Genomic DNA, 21,605 nt, shown 5'->3' on the forward strand with positions numbered 1-21,605 from the left:
TGGAGTGACAAACCTTGATACCGGAACCCCGCTTCTCACTCCCCGATCAACACGCCCCTTGACCAGCCACGCCCACGCCTAACTGAACGGCGTTGGGACTAGCCCGGTTCTGTTTCCGGCGCCGCGGCCTGGTCCTCCTGACCTGGATCGTCGGCGTGATCGCCGTGGCGTTCGTCGGCTTCAGCTACGGCGCCGCCTCCGACAACGACTACGCCGGTGGAGACTCCGATTCCGCCAAGGCGCAGGTACTGATCGAGAAGCACTTCCCCGAGCAGCAAGGGGACACGCTGACTCTCGCGATCAAGGCGGAGAACGGGATCGACGACCCCGTCGCCCGGCAGAAGATCGAGAAGGTCATCGCCGATCTGGACGCCTCACCCATCACCGGGCCGGTGATCTCGCCCTATCAGGACGAGAATCTGGTGACGAGGGATCGCCGTATCGCCCGTACCACCGTCCCGCTGACCGACAAGGATGTGGCGAAGACTGAGGTCAAGCCCCTGGTGGACAGGGTCAAGGACGCCTCCGGCGGCGGCGTGACGCTGGGGCTGGGCGGGGAGAAGGCGGAGAAGGCGGAGACACCACCGCAGGGCCCGGCCGAGGGTGTGGGCCTCCTGACGGCGGCGGTGGTCTTGTTCATCGCCTTCGGGTCGCTGGTGGCGATGGGCCTGCCGCTCGTGACCGGACTGATGGCGGTCCTCGGCGGCATCGCCCTGATGAAGCTCGTGGGGCACGTGGTCCCCTCGCCGGATTTCACGGTGCTCGTCTGCTCGTTGATCGGGCTCGGTGTCGGCATCGACTACGCACTGTTCATCCTGACCCGCTACCGGGACAGCCTGCAGGACGGCGACGAGCCCGAGAGCGCCACGGTCAAGGCCATCACCACCGCAGGTCACGCGGTGCTGTTCGCCGGCACGACCGTCTTGATCGCACTGCTGGGCCTGATCGCCATGGGACAGAAGATGATGACCGGCGTGGCCATCGGCGCGTCGGTGACGGTGCTGGTGACGATGATCGCCGCGGTTACCCTGCTGCCTGCGTTCCTCGGCTTCATCGGCCACCGGATCAACTCGCTGCGCCTGCCCCGTCGCACGTCCCGCCGGCGCGGGGCCGGCGGGGTCCCGTCCCGGGAGCGCCGTACCCCCGCCGAGCGTTGGGCCGGCGTGGTGCAGCGCAAGCCGCTGGTCGCCGCGCTCCTGGCCGGCGCGAGTCTGCTGGTGCTGGCCGCCCCCGCGCTGTCGATGCGGCTGAGCCTGCCCGACGCCAGCGTCCAGCCCCGCGACCGGAGCAGCTACACCTCATACGAGATCCTCTCCGAGGGCTTCGGGCCCGGCTACGGCGCACCCCTGATCTTCGCCACCGAGGTCGACTCCACGGACGCCGGTCTGAGTTCCGTCGTCGCAGCGGTCAGGAAGACCGAGGGCGTCGCCTACGCCACTCAGCCGCGGATCAGCAAGGACGGGCAGGCCGCCATCTTCATGGCCTTCCCCACGACCGGATACCAGGACAAGGCGACCGCGGACCTGGTGCACAAGCTCCGCCACGACGTGCTGTCCAAGACATCCGGCGGCAAGGCGGTCTACCTCGGCGGCCCGAACGCCGGCACGATCGACTTCGCCGCGGACACCAGCTCCCGCCTACCCTTGATGATCACGGTCGTCATCGCGCTGTCCCTGCTGCTGCTGGTCGTGCTGGTCCGGTCGGTCACGATCGCGCTGCAGGCCGCCGTGATGAACCTGCTGTCGATCGGCGCCGCCTACGGCGTGCTGGTCGCGATCGTGCAGTGGGGATGGCTCGGCTCGGCCCTCGGTTTCCCCACCGACATGCCGATCACGACCTGGGTACCGATGATGATGTTCCCACTCCTGTTCGGCCTGTCGATGGACTACGAGGTCTTCCTGATCTCGCGGATCCGTGAGGAGTACGAGCGCACCGGCGACACCCGGACGGCCGTCGCTCGCGGGCTGGCGCGCACCGCCAAGGTCATCACGGCCGCAGCCGCCATCATGATCGCCATCTTCACGACCGCCGTGCTCGGCCCCGACGTCTCGGTCAAGCAGATCGGTCTGGGCATGGCGATCGCCGTGCTCGTCGACGCGACCATCATTCGGATGGTCCTCGTCCCCGCGGTGATGGAACTGTGCGGCGAGGCCAACTGGTGGATGCCCGGGCGCCGCTCACCGAAGGCGGCCACGGCCGCACAGGCCGAGGTGGGAGTCTGACCCTTCCCCGCGTCCGCCTGTGGAAACCCGCGGGCGGGCGGCTGACCACACCACCCGTAGGCATCCTAGGAGGATGCCTACGGGTGGGTGCGCCGCGGACACCCTGCTCTGCTGGCAGCATCTGAGCGTGCTGCTCCGCTCGCCGGCCAAAGTCGCTCCGCGCGGCGTGGCTGAACCTGAACATCGGCGAGAGGGATGATGCGGACGTGGCCGACGACAGCGGTTATCTGCTCGACAATCAGCAGGCGGAAGCGGGGACGCGCTTTGGCGCCCTGGCGGCGCTGTTCGACCCTTCCACGTTCCGGCACATCGACGCGCTCGGCATCGCGGACGGCTGGCGGTGTTGGGAAGTCGGTGCCGGAGGCCCCAGCGTGCCGTCCTGGCTCGCCGCACGCGTCGGCCCGGCGGGGCACGTGCTCGCCACCGACATAGACGTCTCGTGGATGACCGCTGCCGCCGACGCTGGCTACGAGGTCCGCCGCCACGACGTCGGCGTCGAGCCGCCGCCAGCGGACGGATTCGACCTGGTGCACGCGCGCCTCGTCCTGGTGCACGTGCCACAGCGTGCCGCAGCACTGGCCGCCATGATCTCGGCGCTGCGATCCGGCGGCTGGCTGCTGGTGGAGGAGGCCGACCCGATCATGCAGCCGCTGGTCTGCCCGGACGAGTCGGGGCCGGCCCAGCGGCTGGCCAACAAACTCAAGCGGGACTTCCGCACGCTGATGGTTCAGCGTGGTGTGGACCTGTCGTACGGGCGCACGCTGCCTCGGTTGCTGCGCGGCGCGGGACTCGTCGGCGTCGAAGCCGACGCCTTCTTCCCGATGGCCGGCGCTGCCTGCACCCTGCTGGAGCAGGCCACCGTGGCGCAGATCCGCGACCGGCTGGTCGCCGCAGGCCTGGCTACCGACGAAGAAGTCGACCGGCATCTCGACAACGTCGCGGCGGGGCTCCTCGATCTCGCCACCTCGCCCATGATCTCGGCCTGGGGCCGGAAACCCTGAGGCCGGGAGTAGCGCCGAACGCGGCGTCCGATCACCGCCGGACGGCTGGGGTTTCGTCGACCAGGCTTTGCCTCATGAACAACGCACTTGATGGCAAGGTGGCTCTGGTTACCGGCGGTGGTCGTGGCATTGGCGCCGCAGTGGCGCTACGCCTGGCCGAAGAAGGTGCCGACGTGGCGCTGACGTTCCAGCGGAATCAGCAGCGCGCCGACGATGTGGTGGACCAGATCAAGGCCGCGGGACGGCGAGCGATCGCCGTGCAGGCCGACAGTGCCGATCCGGCGGCAGTGATCGCCGCGGTGGACCGGGTCGCCGGTGAGCTGGGTCGGTTGGACATCCTCGTCAACAACGCCGGCGCGTTTCTGCTCGGACCGCTGGAGGAACTGAGCCTGGAAGAGTTCGAGCAGACCGTCGCGGTCAACGTCCGGGCACCGTTCGTGGCCTCGCAAGCTGCGGTGCGCCGCATGTCGGCCGGTGGACGGATCATCAACATCGGCAGCAACATGGCCGAGCGGGCGGTCTTCCCGGGCTTTTCGCTGTACGCGATGAGCAAGACCGCGCTGATCGGCCTGACCAAGGCGCTCGGACGTGAACTCGGCGGCAGGGCGATCACCGTGAATCTCGTGAACCCAGGGGCCACGAACACCGAACTGAATCCGGCCGACGGCCCTAACGCCGACACGATCAACGGATTCACCGCCCTCGGCCACTACGCGGAACCAGCCGACGTGGCCGCCGCGGTGGCGTTCCTCGCCGGTCCGGAGGGGCGTTACATCACCGGTGCGACGATCAACGTCGATGGCGGCTTCACCATCTGATCATCGGCTCACCGCCGTTGGCCCACCCGTGCGCGCACCTGCGGCCCGTCCCTACCCGTCGTGTCGGGGACGGGCCGCAGCTCCTTTTTAGTCGGGTGAGCCGGGAGATCTCGGCGCTACTCCGGATGGTTGAGGTTGAGCCGGTGTCGCGTCGTCGTCACGGCTCCACCGGTACGGCTCATTCTCGCCGGAGACGGCGCTCCCCCGGATCGGCCTGCGGCGGGGCGAGCAGCCGGGGGCCGGCCACCCGGCAAGCGCTGGGCGCGGCAGTAAGGAGTCAACGTCAATCAAGCATTTACATCTGTCTGATGATCGACTACGGTGATCGGAACTCGAGTACAAAGGGTGGCCACCCCCTTACCCAGCGCGACTGTCGTGCCTGCTGGGCACGAGAGCGCGCTGACGTGACAGTGGGAGATTGCCTTGGGTTCCGACGCCTCACATAACTCATCCGGTCAGCGAGAAGCCTCCTCGCACGACACACCGATCCAGCACACACCAAAAGCGCGCCTCCTGCAGCGCATCCGCCCGGTCTCCATACTGGCGCCCCTGGCTGCGGGCGCCCTGATCCTCGGCACCGCGCAGCTGTGGGGGCCAGCCGCCGCGCAGGGGCTTGACGACGCGGCCATGTCCGCGGCCCCCGCCTACGCCGTCGGCCTGCAGCCGCCGCAGGATCCGGGCCCTTTCCCCGGCAGCGTGACGCCCACCTCCGCCACCATCACGATCGCCGGGCAGCGGGACGGAGAGAGCACGTTCAAGGTCGTCAAGTACGACCAGGTGAAGCCGAAGAACCCGGGCCAGATGGACTTCGCGCACTTCCACACCGGCATCGAAATCCAGTGGTGGCTGAAGAAGTGGGCCCACGAGCGCCCAGACATCGTCGACCTGCACATCGTTGGCGAAAGCTACAGCGGGCAGCCGATCTACCAGTTGACCATCACCGACAAGTCCACCGGCGCCGACACCGACAAGCCAGCGGCCTACTTCGAGGGGAACCGCCACTCGGGCGAGGTCTCGTCCGCCGAGAGTTCGCTGTGGCTGGCGAACCACCTCATCACCCAGGCGGGCAAGGACGCGAAGGTCGACAAGCTGCTCGACGAGAAGACGGTGTACATCCGGCCGGTCAACAACCCCGACGGGCACGACATGTACCTGTACACGGCCCAGACGAACCGGTCGACGGTGCGGCCGGACGACAGTGACGGTGACGGCAAGCGCGACGAGGATCCGGGCGAGGACCTCAACGGTGACGGGTACCTGAGTCAGATGCGCCAGTACGTCGGCGCGGGCAAGGGCACCCACGTCGTCGACGAGCGGGATCCGGCCGGGAACGCGATGCTCAGTGTCGGCGCGGGCAAGGGCGACTACCTGATGTTCTCCGAGGGCGTCGACAACGACGGCGACGGCCGCTACAACGAGGACGGCATCGGCGGCCTCGACCTGCACCGCAACTACCCGTACAACTGGCATGTCATGCCGGCGGACGACGCGACCGGCCGGAACCTGACCCAGGGTGGGGCCGGCGAATACCCGTTGTCGGAGCCGGAAACCCGGCATGTATACACCTGGCTGATGTCGCACACGAACATCGCCGCGGTGAACAGCATGGACACCCGCGTGCCCATGCATCTGCGGGGCCCGTCGACCTGCGACCCCGTGGAGTGCATGTACGCGAGCGACCGCAAGCTCTACGAGCACTTCGACAAGGCGGGCGCCTCGTTCACCGGCTACCGGAACACGGGAAGCGTCTACATCGACTACGCCACGCGCAACGGTGGCCAGCCGACTCCCCTGTTCGGGCACGGCCCGGACTTCGGCTACTTCCAGTACGGCGCGGTCTGGTACGGCGACGAGATCTGGAACGGCGGTGACTACACCGACTACGACAAGGACGGCCGGTACGCCGACTGGGAGCGGTCGCGGTGGTGCGCCGAGAACGGCCGCACGAACTGCTTCCTGCCGTGGACCGAGGTGCAACACCCCAAGCTGGGGAAGGTCGAGATCGGCGGGATCAACCCGAAGTTCTGGTCGCAGAACCCGTCCGCCGATCTGATCGGTGAGTGGGCTGCCAACCAGGCCCGGTTCAACCTGTATCTGATCGATTCACTGCCGCAGGTCGACCTGACCGAGGTCACCGCCAAGAAGCTCACGGGTACGCAGAGCGACGGCGCGACGCACGAGATCACGGCGACTGTCAACAACACCGGCCGCATTCCGACCGCTCTCGAGCAGGCAAAGGAAATCAAGATCGTCGCTCCGGACACCGTCAAGGTCGAAGGTGCCCGCACCGTCGGCGCCGCGCCGCAGTTCTACCTGGACGGCGGCGACAAGCAGAAGGTCCGCCTCCGGGTGATCAAGACCAGCAGCGACACCGTCGCGGTGAAGGCCGTGAGCGTTCGCGGCGGTCTCGATACCACATCCGTACGCCTGAACTGATCGGCTTTCGCGGTCCCCACCCCCGCCAGCGGGGTGGGGACCGCCGGCATTCGGACCCGGGTAGGCCGGAAGCGGCGGCCCAGAAGCACAAGATCGGCGACGTGCTCGGAGAGGGCCCGCAGCTCAGCCGACCACGGCTGTGGTGGCGTCGCCGAGCAGGCGCCGTGCTTCAACGATGACCTTTGTGTCGACATCCTCGGCCACGGTGCTCGTGTACGGCCGCCATTCGTAGACGGCGTCAAGGTAGTCGTACGTGTTCTCGAGGTCGATGAGCTCCATTGCCAGGGGAGTTCCGTCGTAGGTGATGAACCCGGATGCCCAGGACGTGAGGTCGCGAGGTGTGATGCTCTTGGCGAGCAGCCGTCGGGCCATGACCCGGAGGGCTTCCTCTTCCCCTTCTCGGCTTCCTACGCGGTAGTAGGCCTGGGAAAGCTCCGTCAGCGCGCCTGGCAGCCAGCGGCGCAGCTCGTCACTCTCGCTGCCCTTGACAGGCGAGACGCCGGCCAGGATTCGGAGGGTCGGGGTATCTGCGCCTGCTGCCAGGCAGGCGCAGGCGGCATCGATCACGTCAGTTGCGGGGGCGGAACCCACGCTCCACAGAGTCGCGGCTTCCTGGAGGCCGGTAAGCTCCGCTCCACTGGTCATCGACACATGATCTACCTCCAGGGTGGCGATGTCCGGGAGTTTGCTGGGCAGGGCGGGCCGCTCCGTCGGCGTGGGCAGGTGGTGGGCGGGATCACCGGAACTTGCCTCACACCTTCTTCGCTATCCCTTGGCGACGGGTCCGAGGTCGTCAGGACTGATCGTCTTCGCCACCTCGCTCAGGTCATTGTCCATCTGGTGATCGCGCCCGGGCAGCCGGTGCAGCTGTGCCTGTGGGATGGCGCGGGCGTACAGGTCAGCATGCGACGGTGGGGCAGTATCGTCCTGAAGTCCGTGGAACACATGCACCGGCGCGCCTTGCGGCAGCCTCGCACCGAGGTCGTGCGGCAGCTCGAACTCGTCGCCGGGCCAGCCGCCCGCACCGACGAACGGAGCGGCGATCAGCACGATCGCCCTGAGCTTCTCCGGCTCCGGTGGCCGCTCGGCGAGCGCGTTGATGAGGATCGTCCCGCCCACCGAATGGCCGACGACGACCGCGCCGTCGTCCAAGGCCGTCATCTCACGCCGGATGGCCGCGCTCCACCTGGCATAGCTCGGGTCGTGCTCGTCGGGCATGCGCGGGTAGCGGACCTCGTACCCGTCCCCGAGCTCCCGCCTCAAGCTGTCGAACAGCTTGTCGTCCCACTCGTCGTGCGCGCCCGCGCCGCCGCCCTGGATGAACAAGATCTGCCGGATCCCTGCCATGACGATCCTCCTGCGCGCTCGTGACGATCCGGATCTGGTACCGCCGCCGGCATCGGGAGGTCCGGCGCGGCGGGAGTCCGGTGCGAGCTGGGGTCCCTCATGCCGCAAGCGTAGGTGTATGGGCGGCCCAGGACGACGCGTCCCAACCGCACCCACATGCCTTCGAAGCAAGGTTCGAGTCCGGCACCCGGGGAGCATTAGGATTTGGTGGCTCAGCAGCGCCTGTTGCCTCCTTGCCGGGCGTCCGGCACACCTGCTCGTGGTGGAGTAGCAGCTGGAACGGCTGAGCCGGCGTGACGTGCAGCTCGCCCGCGAAGTCCCGTTCAGCGTGTTCGTGACCTGTCCAGTCCCAGCATGGGTGGCTTGGTCCTCAGTTGGGTGTGAAGCTCGGGAAAAGCCCAAGGGTGCCCGTTCCGTCCGGGACTACAGGTGACGGGAAGGTTGGACGGGCGAACGATCTTTAACCCTTGTTGATGCCCCGTTGTGCCGACATCGCGACGGGAAGAAAGACCGGGGCGACGGGGACCGGCGGTTGTGAGGCGGCGGCCTGCGGGTCCTGCTCGGGCCGTGGTGAACACCGCTGTCCCGGGGGTAAAGGGGCCTATGGCTCGGACGCCACCGAGCAGTGATGCGTTCGACCGGATCCTGGACGTGGACGCGCTGCGGGGATTCGCGTTGTTCGGCATCCTGCTGGTCAACATCTGGTACTTCGCCTCGGGCTACGTGTTCCACCGCATCCCTGACCCGGCGTACCCCTCCTGGCTTGACCATCGGATCCACGACAGCGTGGCGCTGCTGTTCGAGATGAAGTTCTACCTGCTCTTCTCATTCCTGTTCGGTTACAGCTTCACGCTCCAACTCGACGCGGCGCGGCGCCGGGACACCGCCTTCCGGCCGCGATTCCTGCGCCGGCTGGCCGGCCTGTTCGTGCTTGGCGGACTGCACGCCGTGCTGCTCTTCCACGGCGACATCCTCACCACCTACGCCGTACTCGGGCTGGTTTTACTCGCCGTGCACCCGATCCGACCGCGCACGGCGGTGATCCTGACCGGCCTGCTCGTGGGGGTCGTCGTACTTTCCTTCGGCTCGATGGCTCTGGCGGAGGCGCCGCCGGTCGAGCAGTCGGCCGCCCTCAAGGCCGGGGAAAGCGTCACAGCGGCGCTGGCCGGCGGGCCGGCCTCCGTCATCACCCAGAACGTCCGTTCGATACCGCACATGATCGTCGGGACGGCGAGGCTGCAGGGACCGGTCGCCCTGGCCATGTTCCTTCTGGGGCTCGCCGCCGGCCGTCGCCGGATGCTGGCCGACGTGTCGCCACACACTCGCGCTCTGCGCCTGATCCAGCGCGTTGGATACCCGGTTGGTCTCGCCGGCGCGTTTGCCGTCGTAGCCCTGGGCGGCCGCACCACGGTCGAGGGCCTTGCCTTGGCCACCCTCACCGGGACGGCGCTGGCGGCGGCGTACGCCGCCACGATGCTGCGGCTGTTCCAGACACCGACGGGGCGTCACATATCGGCCGCGCTCGCACCGGCCGGCCGGATGGCGTTGACCAACTACCTGAGCCAGTCCCTGATCTGTGCTCTGATCTTCACCGGGCTCGGTCTCGGGCTGATCGGCCAGGTACCGCCGGCCGGCGTACTGGCCATCGCACTTGGCATCTTCGCCGCACAGCTTGTGCTGAGCGCTCGCTGGATGAGGACCCACCGGTACGGCCCGGTCGAGTGGATCCTCCGGGCGGTGACCAACGCCGAACGGCCGGCGTGGCGCCGATAAGTCCGACGCGGAAGCCACCGTGGTCGAGCCGGACGACCGCACCCGACCCCCGGACCTGGTGGCCAGTCGTCATCACCGCCGTAGTGGAGACGGCGACCCTCCCCGCCTCGGCAGGCTTTTGTCCGTTATCGTGAACAAGTGTCCCGTCGACAGGTGTTGGCTGCCGTCCCGGTCCTGGTTCTGTCGGCCGGGCTGCTGGCCTGCACCGACCGGGCGCCCACCCGGGAGGCGGTGACCAGCCCGTCGGCGGGCGGGTCGTTCGGGCCGCTGGTGTCGGGGATGCCGAGTTATCCGGCGGCCGGCAACGTCTACGCCGCGGCCGGCCCCGACCAGCTCGCCGCCCCGGTGCGCGGGGACCGGCCGGCGGTCTATGTGCCGAACACGAAGAGCAACGACGTGTGGGTGATCGACCCGGCGACGTTCAAGGTGGTGCGGAAGTTCCCCGGCGGGCCGGAGCCGCAGCACGTGGTGCCCTCCTACGACCTGCGCACGCTCTATGTGGCCTCCAGCCAGATCCCCAACGGTGGCCTGGTCCCGATCGACGCGCGCACCGGCGACCCGGGCGGGTTTCGCAAGCTCGAAGACGTCTACAACCTCTACTTCACCCCCGACGGCAGGCAGGCCATCGTGGTCGCCGAGGCGTACCAGCGGCTCGACTTCTACGACCTGAGCACCTGGCAGCGGGTGCGGTCGGTCCGGTTCCCCGAGTGCGGCGGCATCAACCACATGGACTACACCGCCGACGGCAAGACCATGCTGTTCAGCTGCGAGTTCGCCAACCGGGTACTGGTCCTGGACACCACCAGCCTCCGCAAGCTGCGTGACTTCCGGCTCACCGAGGCCTCCGACGGCATGCCCCAGGACACCCGACTCACCCCCGACGGGCAACACTTCCTGGTCGCCGACATGCACGCCCACGGCGTATACGTCTTCGACGGCCAGGCCACCCGCCAGACCGGGTTCATCCGCACCGGCCGAGGCGCCCACGGCATCTACTTCAGCCGCGACGCCCGACTCGCCTACGTCACCAACCGCGACGAAGGCAGCGTCACCGTCCTCGACCTGACCACCCTGAAACCCACCACCACCTGGCGGATCCCCGGCGGCGGCAGCCCCGACATGGGCGGCCTCTCCGCCGACGGCAAACAACTCTGGCTCTCCGGCCGCTACCACGACGAGGTATACGTCCTGAACACCGACAACGGCAAACTACTAGCCCGAATCCCCGTCGGCCGAGGCCCACACGGCCTCACCATCTGGCCCCAACCCGGCCGCTACTCCCTCGGCCACACCGGGAACATCCGGTAGGCCGACCGGTCGCGGCCGGGCCGGCCGCGGCAGCCGCTTCCGTGCTCCGTCGCGCTCAAGAATCTGTCGCGGCGGGTTCGCAGGCGGGGTCGTCATCCCAGGCCAGCGAGCTCAACTTCCAGCCCGACGGGGTTTTGACGAACTGGGTCGCCTTCATGCCCCGGCCCTCGAACCACTCGCCGTTGAGGTAGCCGGACTTGTGGTACTCGCTGAACCGGTGGGCGATCGCGCCGTAGATTTCGGTGGTCTCCGAGGTCTCCCATTCCCGGAACTCGGTCAGCGTCCCGTCGGTGAGGATCTTCTCGCGAGGTTCGACGAACTGGCACAGGTCGTAGATCACCGGGGTTGCTCCGACGTTGTTGATGATCATCCCTTCGGGGATGAACACCTCGTAGATCGCCTCGACGTTCGGCCGGGCGCCGCCCGGGTTGGCGAAGGCGCCCAGGAAGGTGGCCATGAGGCCGTCGAGTTCGGCCTTCACAGCAGCGGACATGATGCCCCTGGAGGCGAGAGGGGCCGGTCGGCCGGCGTGGCGGGCCTGCCACTCGTCGGCCAGCACGGACCAGATCTCGAGGTCGATCCGTCCGCCCGCGCCGTCCGGGTAGACCTGACGCAGCGTTCCGTCGCGGCTCATGCCCAGCCGCTGCGCGACTGCGATGCTGCGCTCGTTGCGCGCGTTGGTGCGCCACTCGACGCGAGCAATGCCGCGTTCTTCGACGGCCCAGTCGATGATCCGCTCTGCAGCGCGAGTGATCAGCCCGCGGCCCTGTGCGCCGGGCTCCAGCCAGCAGCCCGCTTCGCAGACGCGCAGCGCGGTGTCGAAGGAGACGAACATGACCCCGCCGACCAGGCGGCCGTCCAGCCAGATGCCCCAGATGCCGCCGCCGTCCTGAGCCCGCTTGTCCGCGTAACGCTGCAGCACCGCTCGAGCCTCGCCGACGTCGCGGGCAACGAAGGCGGGCGAGACCCACGGCGCGATGTGCTCGCGCGCCCGGTCCAGGTGTGCGAGAAACTCCTCGGCCTGCCACGGTTCCAGTGGGCGCAGCACGGCCGAGTCGGCGAGGGGCAGCGCGAACATCATGACCTCCGTACATAACAAACGTTCGGCATGTACGCTAGCAGGCCATGAGCCCCGCACGCACCGACCATGACTCCCGCCGCCAGGACGTCTCCGAGGCGGTTTGGCAGGTCCTGGCCGAGCACGGTTTCGGCGGCCTCACCATGCGGGCCGTAGCAGCAGCCCTGGGCTCCTCGACCGGACTGGTCACCCACTACTTCGCGGGCAAGCGCGAACTCATCGCCCACGCCCTCGACATCCTCGAGGAGCGCACCGCGCACCGCCCCCGGCGGGCCGCTCCCGCACCCGGACTGGCGGCGCTGCGCACGCAGATGCTCAACATCCTCCCGCTGACCCCCGCCGCAGCGGCGATGAACCGGATCTGGGTCGGCTCCTGGGACGTCGCCCTGTCCGACCCCGACCTGTTCGCCGCCCAGAGCCTTCGCTACGAACGTATCCGCGCAGGCCTGCGCGCCTCCATCGAGGAAGCGCAACAACTGGGCGAACTTCCCGACGGGGACCCGGGCCGGCTCGCGATCATCGTGCTGTCGTTCACCCACGGCCTGGTGGTCCAGGCACTTTTCGACCCCGAGCGGCTGCCGGCCGCGACACAGACCCGACTCGTCGACGACTTCCTCGCAGCGCTCACCCGCGGAACCGCATGACCATCTACTCGCGCCGGCACTCGCCAGCGGCAAGGAGTCCCTTTCCGCTTAAGCATTTAGAACCCGCCCCTACCGCCCGGGGGCCTGTCGCTTGGATCACCTGGTCCAGCCGCCTGGATCACCCCGCACCGACCGGCGGTAGCCTCGGCCCCCATGAGCTGGCTGCCTGAGGACTACGTCCACCCCGTCTACGTGCCGCTGCCCAACACCACGCTTCACCTACGGCCGATCCGGGAGGCGGACGCCGCGCGCGACTACCCCGCCGTGATGGGCTCCCGAGAGCGCTTGTGGGAGATCTTCGGCCCGGCCTGGGGTTGGCCCAAGGAGACGATGACCTATGAAGAGGACCGCATCGACTTGCTGCGGCACGAGAAGGAGATAGCCGCGCACCAGTCGTTCAACTACGCGCTGCTGGACGAGGAGGAGACCGCGATTCTCGGCTGCGTCTACATCGACCCGCCCGAGCGCACCGGCTCCGACGGGGAGATCTCCTGGTGGGTGGTGGACGACCTCGTAGGCGGCGAGGTGGAGCGCGCGCTCGACGCGCTGGTGCCGCAATGGATCGCCGCCGACTGGCCCTTCCAGCAGCCCCGCTATCTGGGCCGCGACATTACCTGGCAGGACTGGCTCGCGCTGCCGCGCGCCTCGTGACACGTCCGATGCGGCGCCTGGATCATGCCATGAAGATCGTCTGATCGTTGTGTGGATGTCGTTGACGGATGCCCAGTGGGCGTGGATCGAGCCGTTGCTCCCTGACCGGTCACCCCGTCGTGGCGGCCTGCGGCGCGATCACGGCAGGTGATCGACGCGATCGCATGGAAGTACCAGACCGGCGCAGTGGCGACGCCTTCGGCCGGGCGGGCAGTCGGGGACAGGAACCAGAAGGCGGCCTGTCGACGCACCCACCCAGCTTCGTCGACGCACGGCGCTGAAAGCGGGCATCTCCCGCCTGTAGGCGGGAGACGATGTCAATCCCGCCCGGCTCTCGACCGGACCGCATGGGAATCCTGCGACACGACCGGCGCGCCACACCACTCGCCGAGCGCGGCGCGTAGCTGCTCATCCCGTCGGCCGGGGTCGGTCTCCTCGGACACCCAGGCGATATACCCGTCGGGGCGGACCAGGGTGAGCGGCGTGTCCGCCGCCGGGGTGGCCACCCGGACCCGGGCGCCCCAGGCTTGCGCGGCGGATGCGTCGATCCCGGCGGGCACGAGGAGGACGAACCTGCCGCCGCGCAGCACCTCGGCGAGCCGTCCGCTGGCCTGGTCACCGGCGAGCGGTAGGTCCTCCGCGCGGGTGCCGACTTGTGGGTGCGTGCCGCGCGGGGCGGCGTACCGGATGCCGACACCGGAGATCATGCCGGCCATCCTTTGCCTGGTCGGTCTGAGCCGCAGCGCGGTGCGGAGGAGGATGGTGCGGGCCGCCTGGGCCGGCCGTGATCGGATCAGGGCCAGCCGGATGATCGCGCCGCTGCCGCGCAGCACCATTCGGCCGACCGGGTGCCGTTCGGCGTGGTAGGTGTCCAGCAGCCCGTCCGTGGCCTGGTCGTGCACCGCGGCGGCGAGTTTCCAGCTGAGGTTCGCCGCGTCCTGCAGGCCGGTGTTCATGCCCTGGCCGCCGGCGGGCGAGTGAACGTGCGCCGCGTCTCCGGCGAGGAAGATGCGGCCCATCCGGTACTGCGGGGTCTGCCGCTCGTCGCTGTGGAAGCGGGACATCCAGCGTGGGTCGTGCATGCCGAAGTCGGTGCCGAGCGCCTGGCGGGTCACCTCCCGTAGCTCGGCGAGGTCCTCCGGCACGCTGTCGGGCTGCTGGTTGCGCCGGTTCCAGGCGAAGACGCGGTACCAGCCGTCGCCGAACGGTGCGATGAAGGCGAAGGCGTCGCCGACCGCGTTCACCATCAGGACGTCCCGGGGCGGTTCGGCCAGCCGTACGTCGGCGAGCATGAGCGAGGTGACCACGGCTTTGCCGGGGAACGGCAGGTCGAGGGCCGCGCGGACGCGGCTGCGGAGGCCGTCGGCCCCGACGACGTACGACGCCCGCACGGTCACCGGGCCGTCCTGGGTGGCCACGTCGACGTCGACGCCGTCGGCGTCCTGTCGTAGGCCGGTGACCTCGGCGCCGCGTACCAGGTTCGCACCTGCCGCCATGGCCCGCCGCTGGAGCAGCCGCTCGACCTGGTACTGCGGGGTGATCAGCACGAACGGGTGCCGGCTCGGCAGTGAGGAGAGGTCGATCCGGACGCCGCCGAAGAGTCGCAGCGACGGCACCTGTGCACCGGTGGCGATCAGTTCGTCGGCCAGTCCCCGGGCGTCGAGTTGCTCCAGGGTGCGGGCGTGTACCGCGAAGGCGCGGGTGAGGTTGGACTCCTCAAACCGGCGTTCCAGCACGGTGGTGCGTACGCCCGCGGCGGCCAGGTCGCCGGCGAGCAGCAGACCGGTGGGGCCGGCGCCGACGATCACGACGTCGTTCTGCTGGCTGATCATGACAACTCCCCGCAAGTCAACAACCGTTGACATTGACGGTAGGCCCATCCCGAGATTGAGTCAACACCCGTTGACCTACACTCGTTGGCATGACCGCTCCCAGCCGCGCCCGCCGCTCCGACACGACCCGCGAGGCGATCCTGCGCGCCGCCAGAGAACGGTTCGCCGCCGACGGATACGAGCGGGCCACCATCCGGGCGATCGCCGCCGACGCCGGCATCGACCCGGCGATGGTGATGCGCTATTACGGCAACAAGGAGAAACTCTTCGCCGCGGCGGCCGAGTTCGACCTGCACCTGCCGGGCGCCCGCCAACTCCCGCGGGAAAAGCTGGGCGAGGCGCTGGTCCGCCACTTCCTGCACCGGTGGGAGGTGGACGACTCACTCGCCGCGCTGCTGCGGGCGGCCGTGACAAACAACGCCGCCGCCGAGCGGATGCGGCAGATCTTCGCCACCCAGGTCGCCCCGGCCGTCGCCGCCGGCTGCCCTGACCCCGCCGAGGCCGGGCGGCGGGCCGGGCTCATCGCCAGTCAGATCCTCGGCCTCGCCCTGTGCCGGTACGTCGTGCAGCTACCGCCCGTCGTGGCGATGACGCCGGACGAGCTCGCCGCCCGGGTCGGCCCCAGCCTGGAGCGCTACCTCACCGGTGCCCGCTGAGCCGGCCGTGCTCGCCTCCGGCTTCAGCCCGCTCGTCGGCTGGCCTAAACGCCGGCTACGCCGCGCTGGTACTGCGCGCTCTCGCCAAGGAACCCCAGGTGATCGTGGCGTTCCGAGCCTAGGCGAGCGACGCCGCCGTCGAGTCCACCGCGATCGTCTCCCGCGCCGTACCCAAGGTGGGCCGATCGACAGCACCGCGGCCGACGGCGGGTGTCCATCCAGGCCAACGGGTCACGTCAGACAGCGGTGGTCGGTCTGTGGCAGCACTGCCCGCCACCAGCGGTAGATCACGTCCAGCACCGGACGGCGAGCCGGCGGTGACCCGGGCGGCCGCGGTCGACGGGGACGAGGCCGGCGTTCAGGCGGGCACTGCTGAACCGGGCGGTCGGGGCCGCCCCGCTTCGCGCAGATCGTTCAACAGGAGGTCGATCAGCCGCTCCTCCATCACCGCACGCCCGGCACGGCGCATCGCGTCGACCAAGTCCGGGTCCCAGGGCGTCGGGGCGGGGGCGCCGACCAGGGCTGGACCCGACACCGCGGCGGTCTCGTACTCGGTCGTGGTCATCCGCCACGGAACCGCCATCGGGTAACGCGCGAGCGCCGCAGCGGTCAGTCGTACGCCGGTCCAGTCCAGGTCGTTGCGCCATCGGATCACGGCGCCGCGGGCCGCGCGCAGCAGGGTGTGCACCGCCACCGAGGGCACGCCCTCGGTGCAGATCAGCGGTGGCGCCTGCGCGCCGAGCGCGGCGGTGGCTGTCCGGAGCACAGCCGGGTTCTCGCAGACGAAGATCTCGTCGCAGGTCAGCGTGAGCGGGGCGAGGCGAAGCTGGTGCAGGGTGACCCGCACCGGCACCCCCGCATCCGCGGTCTCGGTCAGCCACCGTCCGAGCAGGCCGCCGATGGCGGGCACGTTGAGCACCAGCACCTGACTGGCGAGGTCGTCGGGGACCAGTCCGACGGATTCCCACAAGGCCCGCTCGGGCTCGCCGCCGGTGGGAACCGGCATCTGCTGCCAGGCGGCGAGGGCCCGCAGCACGAGCCCCCGCAGCGGGCCCTCGGCCAGGGCCTTCGTGTCGTCGAGCACCCGGTCGGCAAAGACCGGAATGGGCTCGTCCGGTGCGGGCAAGGCGTCGAGTACGCGCAGCACGTCACCGAACGGCAGGCCGGCTCGGACGGCGCGGGTGAGAGTGCCGTCGCGGCGCAGGGCGTCGAGCCAGTCGCCGTACCAGCCGGTGGTGGCGTGCCGGCTGGCCCGGGCGACGGTGAGCAGGGCAGCCCGAGCCCTGGCCTCGTGCTCCGCCTCGGCGGGCCGGTTGCGCAGGGGGACGGCCGCGGAGAGCAAGTCGCGCAGGCCTACCCCGTGGACCGCGCGGAGGTGGTCGTCCACGTCGCTGAGGCGCACGCTGAGCCTCGCCGACCCGGCGGACCGGTGGGCACCGCTGATCCCGATGATCACCAGTCGTTCGTCGTCGGTGGGGGATGTCAGGGTCACGGCGACATCGAGCCGTCCGCCGGTGCGCTCGAGGCTGCGCCGGGCGGCGGTCAGCAGCCGCCGCCAGCCCGGGTCGTCGGGTAGCCGCCGCCAGCCGGAGTCGGTCTGCCCGGGCGGGCCGGAAGCGAGGCCGGCCTGGGTGGCCGGCTGGCCAGCCGGATCGGCGTGGCCGGCCGGCGGCCGTGGGCGCGCGCTCATTCGTCGGCGAGGTCGAGGACGAGTTCGGACGGGTCGATCGGATCGGCGGTGCCCGGCGCGCGGCGGGTCTCTGGCGAGCCGAGCGCACGGGTCAGCGTCCCGTCGAAGTCGGCGACGTTGACCGAGCCGTCCCACACCAGCAGCAGGGTGGAGACCGTGTGCTCGACCGTGGAGTGTGACAGGTCGTAGTGGGCCGCGCCGCGGACCGCCGGGTGGGTGGCCCACAGGTCGTATCCGGTCATGAACAGGTCCAGGTCGAACTGTTTCGCCAGCGCCATCAGCTCGCCCCGGCCGGTGTCGTCCACACCCGCGAACGCCTCGTCCAAGCCGAGGAGGCGGGGCGCGTCCGGCCGGGCCGAGCCGAACAGGGCGTTCGCGGCGGCGAACAGCGGCAGGTGCAGCGACACGGACTGTTCGCCGCCGGAGAGCTGGCTGTGCCGGGCGCGGGTCAGGGCCTCGGTGCCGCCACCCGGTCTGTGCAGGGTGAAGGCGAACGTGCGCCACTGCCGGTAGTCGAGCACCTCACCCAGCAGCTCCCGGTAGGGCCGCTCGGGGTGCGTCGCTCGAGCCGCCTTGATCCGGGCGGCGAAGTGCCGCCGGATGGTGGTGAGCTGCGTCGGCCCCAGCCGGGCCGGGTCGCGTTCCAACAGCTTGCACACCTCCCGTTGGTCGGCGTCGAGGTCGTCGGCGAGCCGCCAGCCGACGCCGACGGTCAGCCCGGAGGACATCCGGCGGGCCCGCATCTGGGTGTCCATCGCCTCGACCAGGTCGCGAGCCTCGATGGTGCGGTGATGGATTTGCCGGGCGAGCTGGCCGAGCAGCGCGTCCTCCAGCACCCGCTGCTCGGCGTCGGTGAGCAGCTGTTCCTGGTCGCGTCGCTCGCGGGCGATCCGGTCGGCGAAGTGCGCCACCGGGGTGAGTCCCTGCTCGTCGGCGACCCGGACGATGATGACCCCGTCGTCGGTGTCCCACTCGGGCCGCTGGTCCAGCCCGGCCGCTGGCAGCTGCGCCTGCAGTTCGGTCAGCGCGGTGGTGAGCCGGGTGGAGCTCTGCTTCAGCGAGGTCTCGGTCGGGCTGAGCTCCCTGGTGGCGGCGAGGATCGCCTCATGCAAGGCGGCCACCTGCGGATCCAGGTCGGCGCCGGGGGCGTCGTCCGCCGCCCGGGCCGGCCACCGCAGGTCCGTCGGGCAGCGCAGCAGCCCCAGCAGGTCCGGTCGGGCGTACGGGCGTAGCCGCAACGCGTCGTGGTGCGCCTCGGCGACCGCGGCGGCGACGGCCTGCTCGCTCAGCTCCACCCGGGTGACCGCGGCGGCCCGCCGCTGCTGGGCGGCGCTCAGGTCGGCACGGGCCCGCTCGACGGCGGTCTCCGCCTCGATGATCTCGTCAGCGGTGCGCGCCACGTCGGCCAGCACCCGTCCCGCCTCGGCGCCGACGCTGGCCCGCAGCGTCCGGTACGCCTCGGCCTTCTCCCGGTGCCGCTCGGCTGCCGCGCGTGCCGCGTCCTCGGCGGCGGCGAGCCGGTCGACGGTCTCGTCGTGGCGCTGCTGCGCCTGCGCCTCCTGCTCGGCGGCGCGCGTGGCGGCCGGGTGTGCGCCTTCCAGGCGTACACCCCGCTTCTCGAACCGGTCGACGGCGTCGGCGGTGGCCTCCAGGCGGTCCAGCGGGAGGGACCGCTCCGCGCTGAGCCGGTGCAGCGCGGCGGTGGCCGCGGCCCGTTCGGCCAGGGCCTGGTCCAGGCGGGCGTTCGTCGCGGCTGCGGACTCCTGCCGGTTGCGCAGCGTGACCGCCGCACGCTCCACCTCCCGCAGCGCGGTGTGGATTGCGGTAAGTGGCGGCAGCTGCCCGGCGGCGGCTGCCACGGCGGCGAGCAGCCGCTCGATCGCCGACCGTTCCTCGTCGACGGTGCGCAGCTGGGCGTCGAGCGCGGCGCGCTGCCGGTCGCAGTCGGCGAGCCGGGCGGCGCGCCGGGCCGCCCGGGCGGTCGCGCCGATGTACTCGCAGCGGGCCTTGGCGAACCGGCCGGCGCCGACGCCCTGGGCGTACCGGCCGTCGACGCCGACGGTGACCGCCGCTGCGTCCTGCGGGTCGACCACGTCGGCCAACGCCACTGAGGCCAGCAGATCGCGGATCCGTGCGGCGGGCACCTCGTCCTGTTCCTCGGCGAGCAGCACGTCGGCGAGGGTCGCGCCGGAGGGATGCCGCTGCGGCGGCAGGGGCAGCAGGTAGCCGTCGAGATCCTCGCCGGCCATCGCGTCCGCCGCGAGGCCGGGGTCGGGGTGCAGCCAGGCGTCCAGGAGGCCGGCCGCGTGCAGGGCCGCCTCGATGGCCGCGGCGGTGGCGTCGGGCACGTCGTCGGCGAAGCGGACCAGCCGCCACAGTGGTGCGCCGGGCCGGCCGGCGCGCGGGGCGGGACGGGTCACCGGGGCCGGTGGCGCGTCGTCGTGCTCGGCGGCGATCCGGTCCCGTTCCGCTGCCAGCTCGGCACCGCGGCCGGCCAGTGCCGCGCGGTGCGCGGTCAGCTTGGCGAGCCGGTCGCGGTGCTGCGCGACGGCCGGGGCGGTGGCGTCCGTGTACACCTCGCGGGGGGTCGGCGCGCCGGGCTCGCCGGCGGCGTCGACGGCGGCGGCCAGCAGGGCCGGCAGGTCCGGCCGATGGAGTTCGGGCAGCAGGCCGTCGTTGTCCTGCGCCCACCGGTCGACGTTGGCGCGCACCTGCCCGCGAGCGTCTGTCAGGGCGAGCTCAGTGCGCTGCTCGGCCTGCTCGGCCGCGGTGAGCGCGTCGGCCGTGCGGGCCGCGTCGGCGGCCGCCCGGGCGTGGTCGCGTTCGGCCTGGGCGTGCCGGGCCGCCTGCTCGCGCACGGCGTGCACGTCGTCGCGGCGGGCTCCGGCCCGGGCGGCGAGCCGCGCGGCCAGTCCCTCCGGGCCGCCGTCGGCGGCGGTCCAGGTAATCCCGGCGGTCTCGGCGTCGAGCAGCAGCTCGCCGGCGAGACGTTCCGCGCCGGCCCGCGCGTCCCGGGTCGCCAGGACGGCCCGTTCCCACTCGCCCCGCCGCCGCCCGGCGGCGTCCTGCTCGACGGCGACGGACCGGCGGGCGCGCTCGGCTGCCTCGGCCAGGTCGTGCACGTGCCGTTCCAGGTCGGCGAGTTGCTCGTGGGACTGGTAGGCCGCCGAGCTCTTCAGGCTGTCCAGGTGTGCGCGCAGCCGGCCCGGCTCGCCCTCCACCGCCCGTAGGCACCCGGTGGATTCGTTCTCCGCCTCGGCCGCCGCCGCGGCTTCCCGGCGCGCCTCTCCGAGTGCCGCGGACCGGTCGGTGACCGCGGTGCGGCGCGCGGTCAGCAGGTCGGCCGCGGCGCGGGCGTGGGTGCGCAGGTAGGTGGAGTAGATCGCGAGGAAGGCGGCGGTGGCACCGTCCGCGGCGGCCAGCCCTTCGAGCGTACGGGCGACGGCTTCCATGTCGTCGAACGAGCGGGCCGCCTCCACGAGCAGGTGGTCCTCGATCGGGCGCAGCCCGCGCTGCAGGGTGCGGGACAGCTCGACCGGGTTGAGGTCCTTGGCCAGCTGCGGCTTGCGCAGCGTCAGCACCAGGTCGAGCAGTTGCTCGTAGCGGGCCGGGCCGAGGCCGAACAGCCGGGCGTCGACGAGCTGCCGGTACTCCTCCGGGGAGTCCCGCACCGCGTCGGCGCCGAGCTGGTCGATCAGGTCGCGCCGGGTCAGCGGCCGGTCGTCGGCGTCCAGCAGGGAGAAGTCCACGCCGATCCGGCCGTCGGTGACGAAGTGCCAGCGGGTCACGCGGTCGACGTGCCGGTGGGCGCGCAGCCCGATGCCGACCGTCACGTACGAGTCGCCGTTGCCGAACTCCATCCACACGTACGCGTGGGCCACGTCCTGCCCGCGGTAGAGCAGGTTCGACTTCATGGTGCGGTCCTCGCTGGCGAACGGGTTGAGCCGGCGCGGCTCGATCCGGCCGTCGAGCACGAACGGGAAGAGGACCTCCAGCGCCTTGGTCTTGCCGGAGCCGTTCGGCCCGCGTAGCACCAGCCACCCGTCGACGAAGAGGAACTCCTCGTCGCGGTAGTCCCACAGGTTGATGATCCCGGCCCGGGTGGGCGCGAAGCGGCGGACGGCGCGTTGTTCGATCACAGCAGCTTTC

14 protein-coding genes and 1 pseudogene are annotated in these 21,605 nt (G+C 70.6%); 9 read left to right on the forward strand and 6 right to left on the reverse strand.

The features are described 5' to 3' along the window. Positions 1–92 precede the first annotated feature (92 nt). The 4 genes from ACFYM6_RS20975 to ACFYM6_RS20990 all read left to right on the forward strand — a co-directional run bounded on the left by ACFYM6_RS20975 (position 93) and on the right by ACFYM6_RS20990 (position 6,477). Positions 93–2,222, forward strand: a complete 2,130-nt coding sequence (locus tag ACFYM6_RS20975) for an MMPL family transporter (protein ID WP_387277807.1) — start codon at positions 93–95, stop codon at positions 2,220–2,222. A gap of 206 nt (positions 2,223–2,428) precedes the next feature. Continuing rightward, positions 2,429–3,223 carry a methyltransferase domain-containing protein gene (locus tag ACFYM6_RS20980; RefSeq protein WP_387277808.1) on the forward strand — a complete coding sequence of 265 codons (795 nt, stop codon included), beginning with the start codon at positions 2,429–2,431 and terminating at the stop codon, positions 3,221–3,223. Between the two features lie 74 nt (positions 3,224–3,297). Continuing rightward, positions 3,298–4,041, forward strand: a complete 744-nt coding sequence (locus ACFYM6_RS20985) for an SDR family NAD(P)-dependent oxidoreductase (RefSeq protein ID WP_387277810.1) — start codon at positions 3,298–3,300, stop codon at positions 4,039–4,041. A 423-nt stretch (positions 4,042–4,464) separates the two neighbouring features. Next, complete coding sequence (locus tag ACFYM6_RS20990) at positions 4,465–6,477, forward strand: M14 family metallopeptidase (RefSeq protein WP_387277812.1); 2,013 nt, start codon at positions 4,465–4,467, stop codon at positions 6,475–6,477. A gap of 123 nt (positions 6,478–6,600) precedes the next feature. Here the strand turns inward: ACFYM6_RS20990 and ACFYM6_RS20995 are convergent, their stop codons facing one another. Next, positions 6,601–7,122, reverse strand: coding sequence for a hypothetical protein (locus tag ACFYM6_RS20995; RefSeq protein ID WP_387277814.1), 522 nt, complete (start codon positions 7,120–7,122; stop codon positions 6,601–6,603). A gap of 120 nt (positions 7,123–7,242) precedes the next feature. Then, positions 7,243–7,824 carry an alpha/beta fold hydrolase gene (locus ACFYM6_RS21000; protein ID WP_387277816.1) on the reverse strand — a complete coding sequence of 194 codons (582 nt, stop codon included), beginning with the start codon at positions 7,822–7,824 and terminating at the stop codon, positions 7,243–7,245. Positions 7,825–8,427: 603 nt separating this feature from the next. Between ACFYM6_RS21000 and ACFYM6_RS21005 the strand changes: the two genes are divergently transcribed. Further along, a complete protein-coding gene (locus ACFYM6_RS21005) occupies positions 8,428–9,597 on the forward strand; it encodes a DUF418 domain-containing protein (RefSeq protein ID WP_387277817.1) in 1,170 nt (389 codons plus the stop codon). Positions 9,598–9,735: 138 nt separating this feature from the next. Next, the gene (locus ACFYM6_RS21010) at positions 9,736–10,905 is read left to right on the forward strand and encodes a cytochrome D1 domain-containing protein (RefSeq protein ID WP_387277819.1); all 1,170 of its coding nucleotides are present in this window, start codon (positions 9,736–9,738) and stop codon (positions 10,903–10,905) included. Positions 10,906–11,437: 532 nt separating this feature from the next. On the opposite strand, the pseudogene ACFYM6_RS21015 reads toward ACFYM6_RS21010, so the two are convergent. Beyond that, positions 11,438–11,983 (reverse strand): annotated as a pseudogene (locus ACFYM6_RS21015) (GNAT family N-acetyltransferase); the annotation flags it as partial. Positions 11,984–12,030: 47 nt separating this feature from the next. On the opposite strand from ACFYM6_RS21015, the gene ACFYM6_RS21020 reads away from it, so the two are divergent. Both ACFYM6_RS21020 and ACFYM6_RS21025 read left to right on the forward strand, forming a co-directional pair. After that, positions 12,031–12,627 (forward strand): TetR/AcrR family transcriptional regulator, encoded by a 597-nt coding sequence (locus tag ACFYM6_RS21020; RefSeq protein WP_387277821.1) that lies wholly within the window; start codon positions 12,031–12,033, stop codon positions 12,625–12,627. Positions 12,628–12,780: 153 nt separating this feature from the next. Beyond that, positions 12,781–13,278 (forward strand): GNAT family N-acetyltransferase, encoded by a 498-nt coding sequence (locus ACFYM6_RS21025; RefSeq protein ID WP_387277823.1) that lies wholly within the window; start codon positions 12,781–12,783, stop codon positions 13,276–13,278. A 317-nt stretch (positions 13,279–13,595) separates the two neighbouring features. Here ACFYM6_RS21025 and ACFYM6_RS21030 read toward each other — a convergent pair whose 3' ends face one another. Beyond that, entirely contained in the window at positions 13,596–15,110 is a 1,515-nt protein-coding gene (locus ACFYM6_RS21030) for an FAD-dependent monooxygenase (RefSeq protein ID WP_387277825.1), read from the reverse strand. Between the two features lie 89 nt (positions 15,111–15,199). Between ACFYM6_RS21030 and ACFYM6_RS21035 the strand changes: the two genes are divergently transcribed. Beyond that, positions 15,200–15,766, forward strand: coding sequence for a TetR family transcriptional regulator (locus ACFYM6_RS21035; RefSeq protein ID WP_387277827.1), 567 nt, complete (start codon positions 15,200–15,202; stop codon positions 15,764–15,766). A gap of 358 nt (positions 15,767–16,124) precedes the next feature. On the opposite strand, the gene ACFYM6_RS21040 is transcribed toward ACFYM6_RS21035, so the two are convergent. Next, the gene (locus ACFYM6_RS21040; RefSeq protein WP_387277829.1) at positions 16,125–17,456 is read right to left on the reverse strand and encodes a TIGR02679 domain-containing protein; all 1,332 of its coding nucleotides are present in this window, start codon (positions 17,454–17,456) and stop codon (positions 16,125–16,127) included. After that, the gene (locus ACFYM6_RS21045; RefSeq protein ID WP_387277831.1) at positions 17,453–21,595 is read right to left on the reverse strand and encodes a TIGR02680 family protein; all 4,143 of its coding nucleotides are present in this window, start codon (positions 21,593–21,595) and stop codon (positions 17,453–17,455) included. Before ACFYM6_RS21045 ends, ACFYM6_RS21040 begins: the two co-directional genes overlap by 4 nt. Between the last annotated feature and the right edge of the window lie 10 nt (positions 21,596–21,605).

The organism is Micromonospora sp. NPDC006431 (genome assembly GCF_042870725.1).
Lineage (GTDB): Bacteria > Actinomycetota > Actinomycetes > Mycobacteriales > Micromonosporaceae > Micromonospora.

Excerpts from the sequence above, each read along its gene's own strand:
- ACFYM6_RS20985 (WP_387277810.1), top strand. The coding sequence starts at position 3,298 with ATGAACAACGCACTTGATGGCAAGGTGGCTCTGGTTACCGGCGGTGGT.
- ACFYM6_RS20995 (WP_387277814.1), bottom strand. The coding sequence starts at position 7,122 with ATGACCAGTGGAGCGGAGCTTACCGGCCTCCAGGAAGCCGCGACTCTG.
- ACFYM6_RS21000 (WP_387277816.1), bottom strand. The coding sequence starts at position 7,824 with ATGGCAGGGATCCGGCAGATCTTGTTCATCCAGGGCGGCGGCGCGGGC.
- ACFYM6_RS21005 (WP_387277817.1), top strand. The coding sequence starts at position 8,428 with ATGGCTCGGACGCCACCGAGCAGTGATGCGTTCGACCGGATCCTGGAC.
- ACFYM6_RS21020 (WP_387277821.1), top strand. The coding sequence starts at position 12,031 with ATGAGCCCCGCACGCACCGACCATGACTCCCGCCGCCAGGACGTCTCC.
- ACFYM6_RS21025 (WP_387277823.1), top strand. The coding sequence starts at position 12,781 with ATGAGCTGGCTGCCTGAGGACTACGTCCACCCCGTCTACGTGCCGCTG.
- ACFYM6_RS21030 (WP_387277825.1), bottom strand. The coding sequence starts at position 15,110 with ATGATCAGCCAGCAGAACGACGTCGTGATCGTCGGCGCCGGCCCCACC.
- ACFYM6_RS21035 (WP_387277827.1), top strand. The coding sequence starts at position 15,200 with ATGACCGCTCCCAGCCGCGCCCGCCGCTCCGACACGACCCGCGAGGCG.
- ACFYM6_RS21040 (WP_387277829.1), bottom strand. The coding sequence starts at position 17,456 with ATGAGCGCGCGCCCACGGCCGCCGGCCGGCCACGCCGATCCGGCTGGC.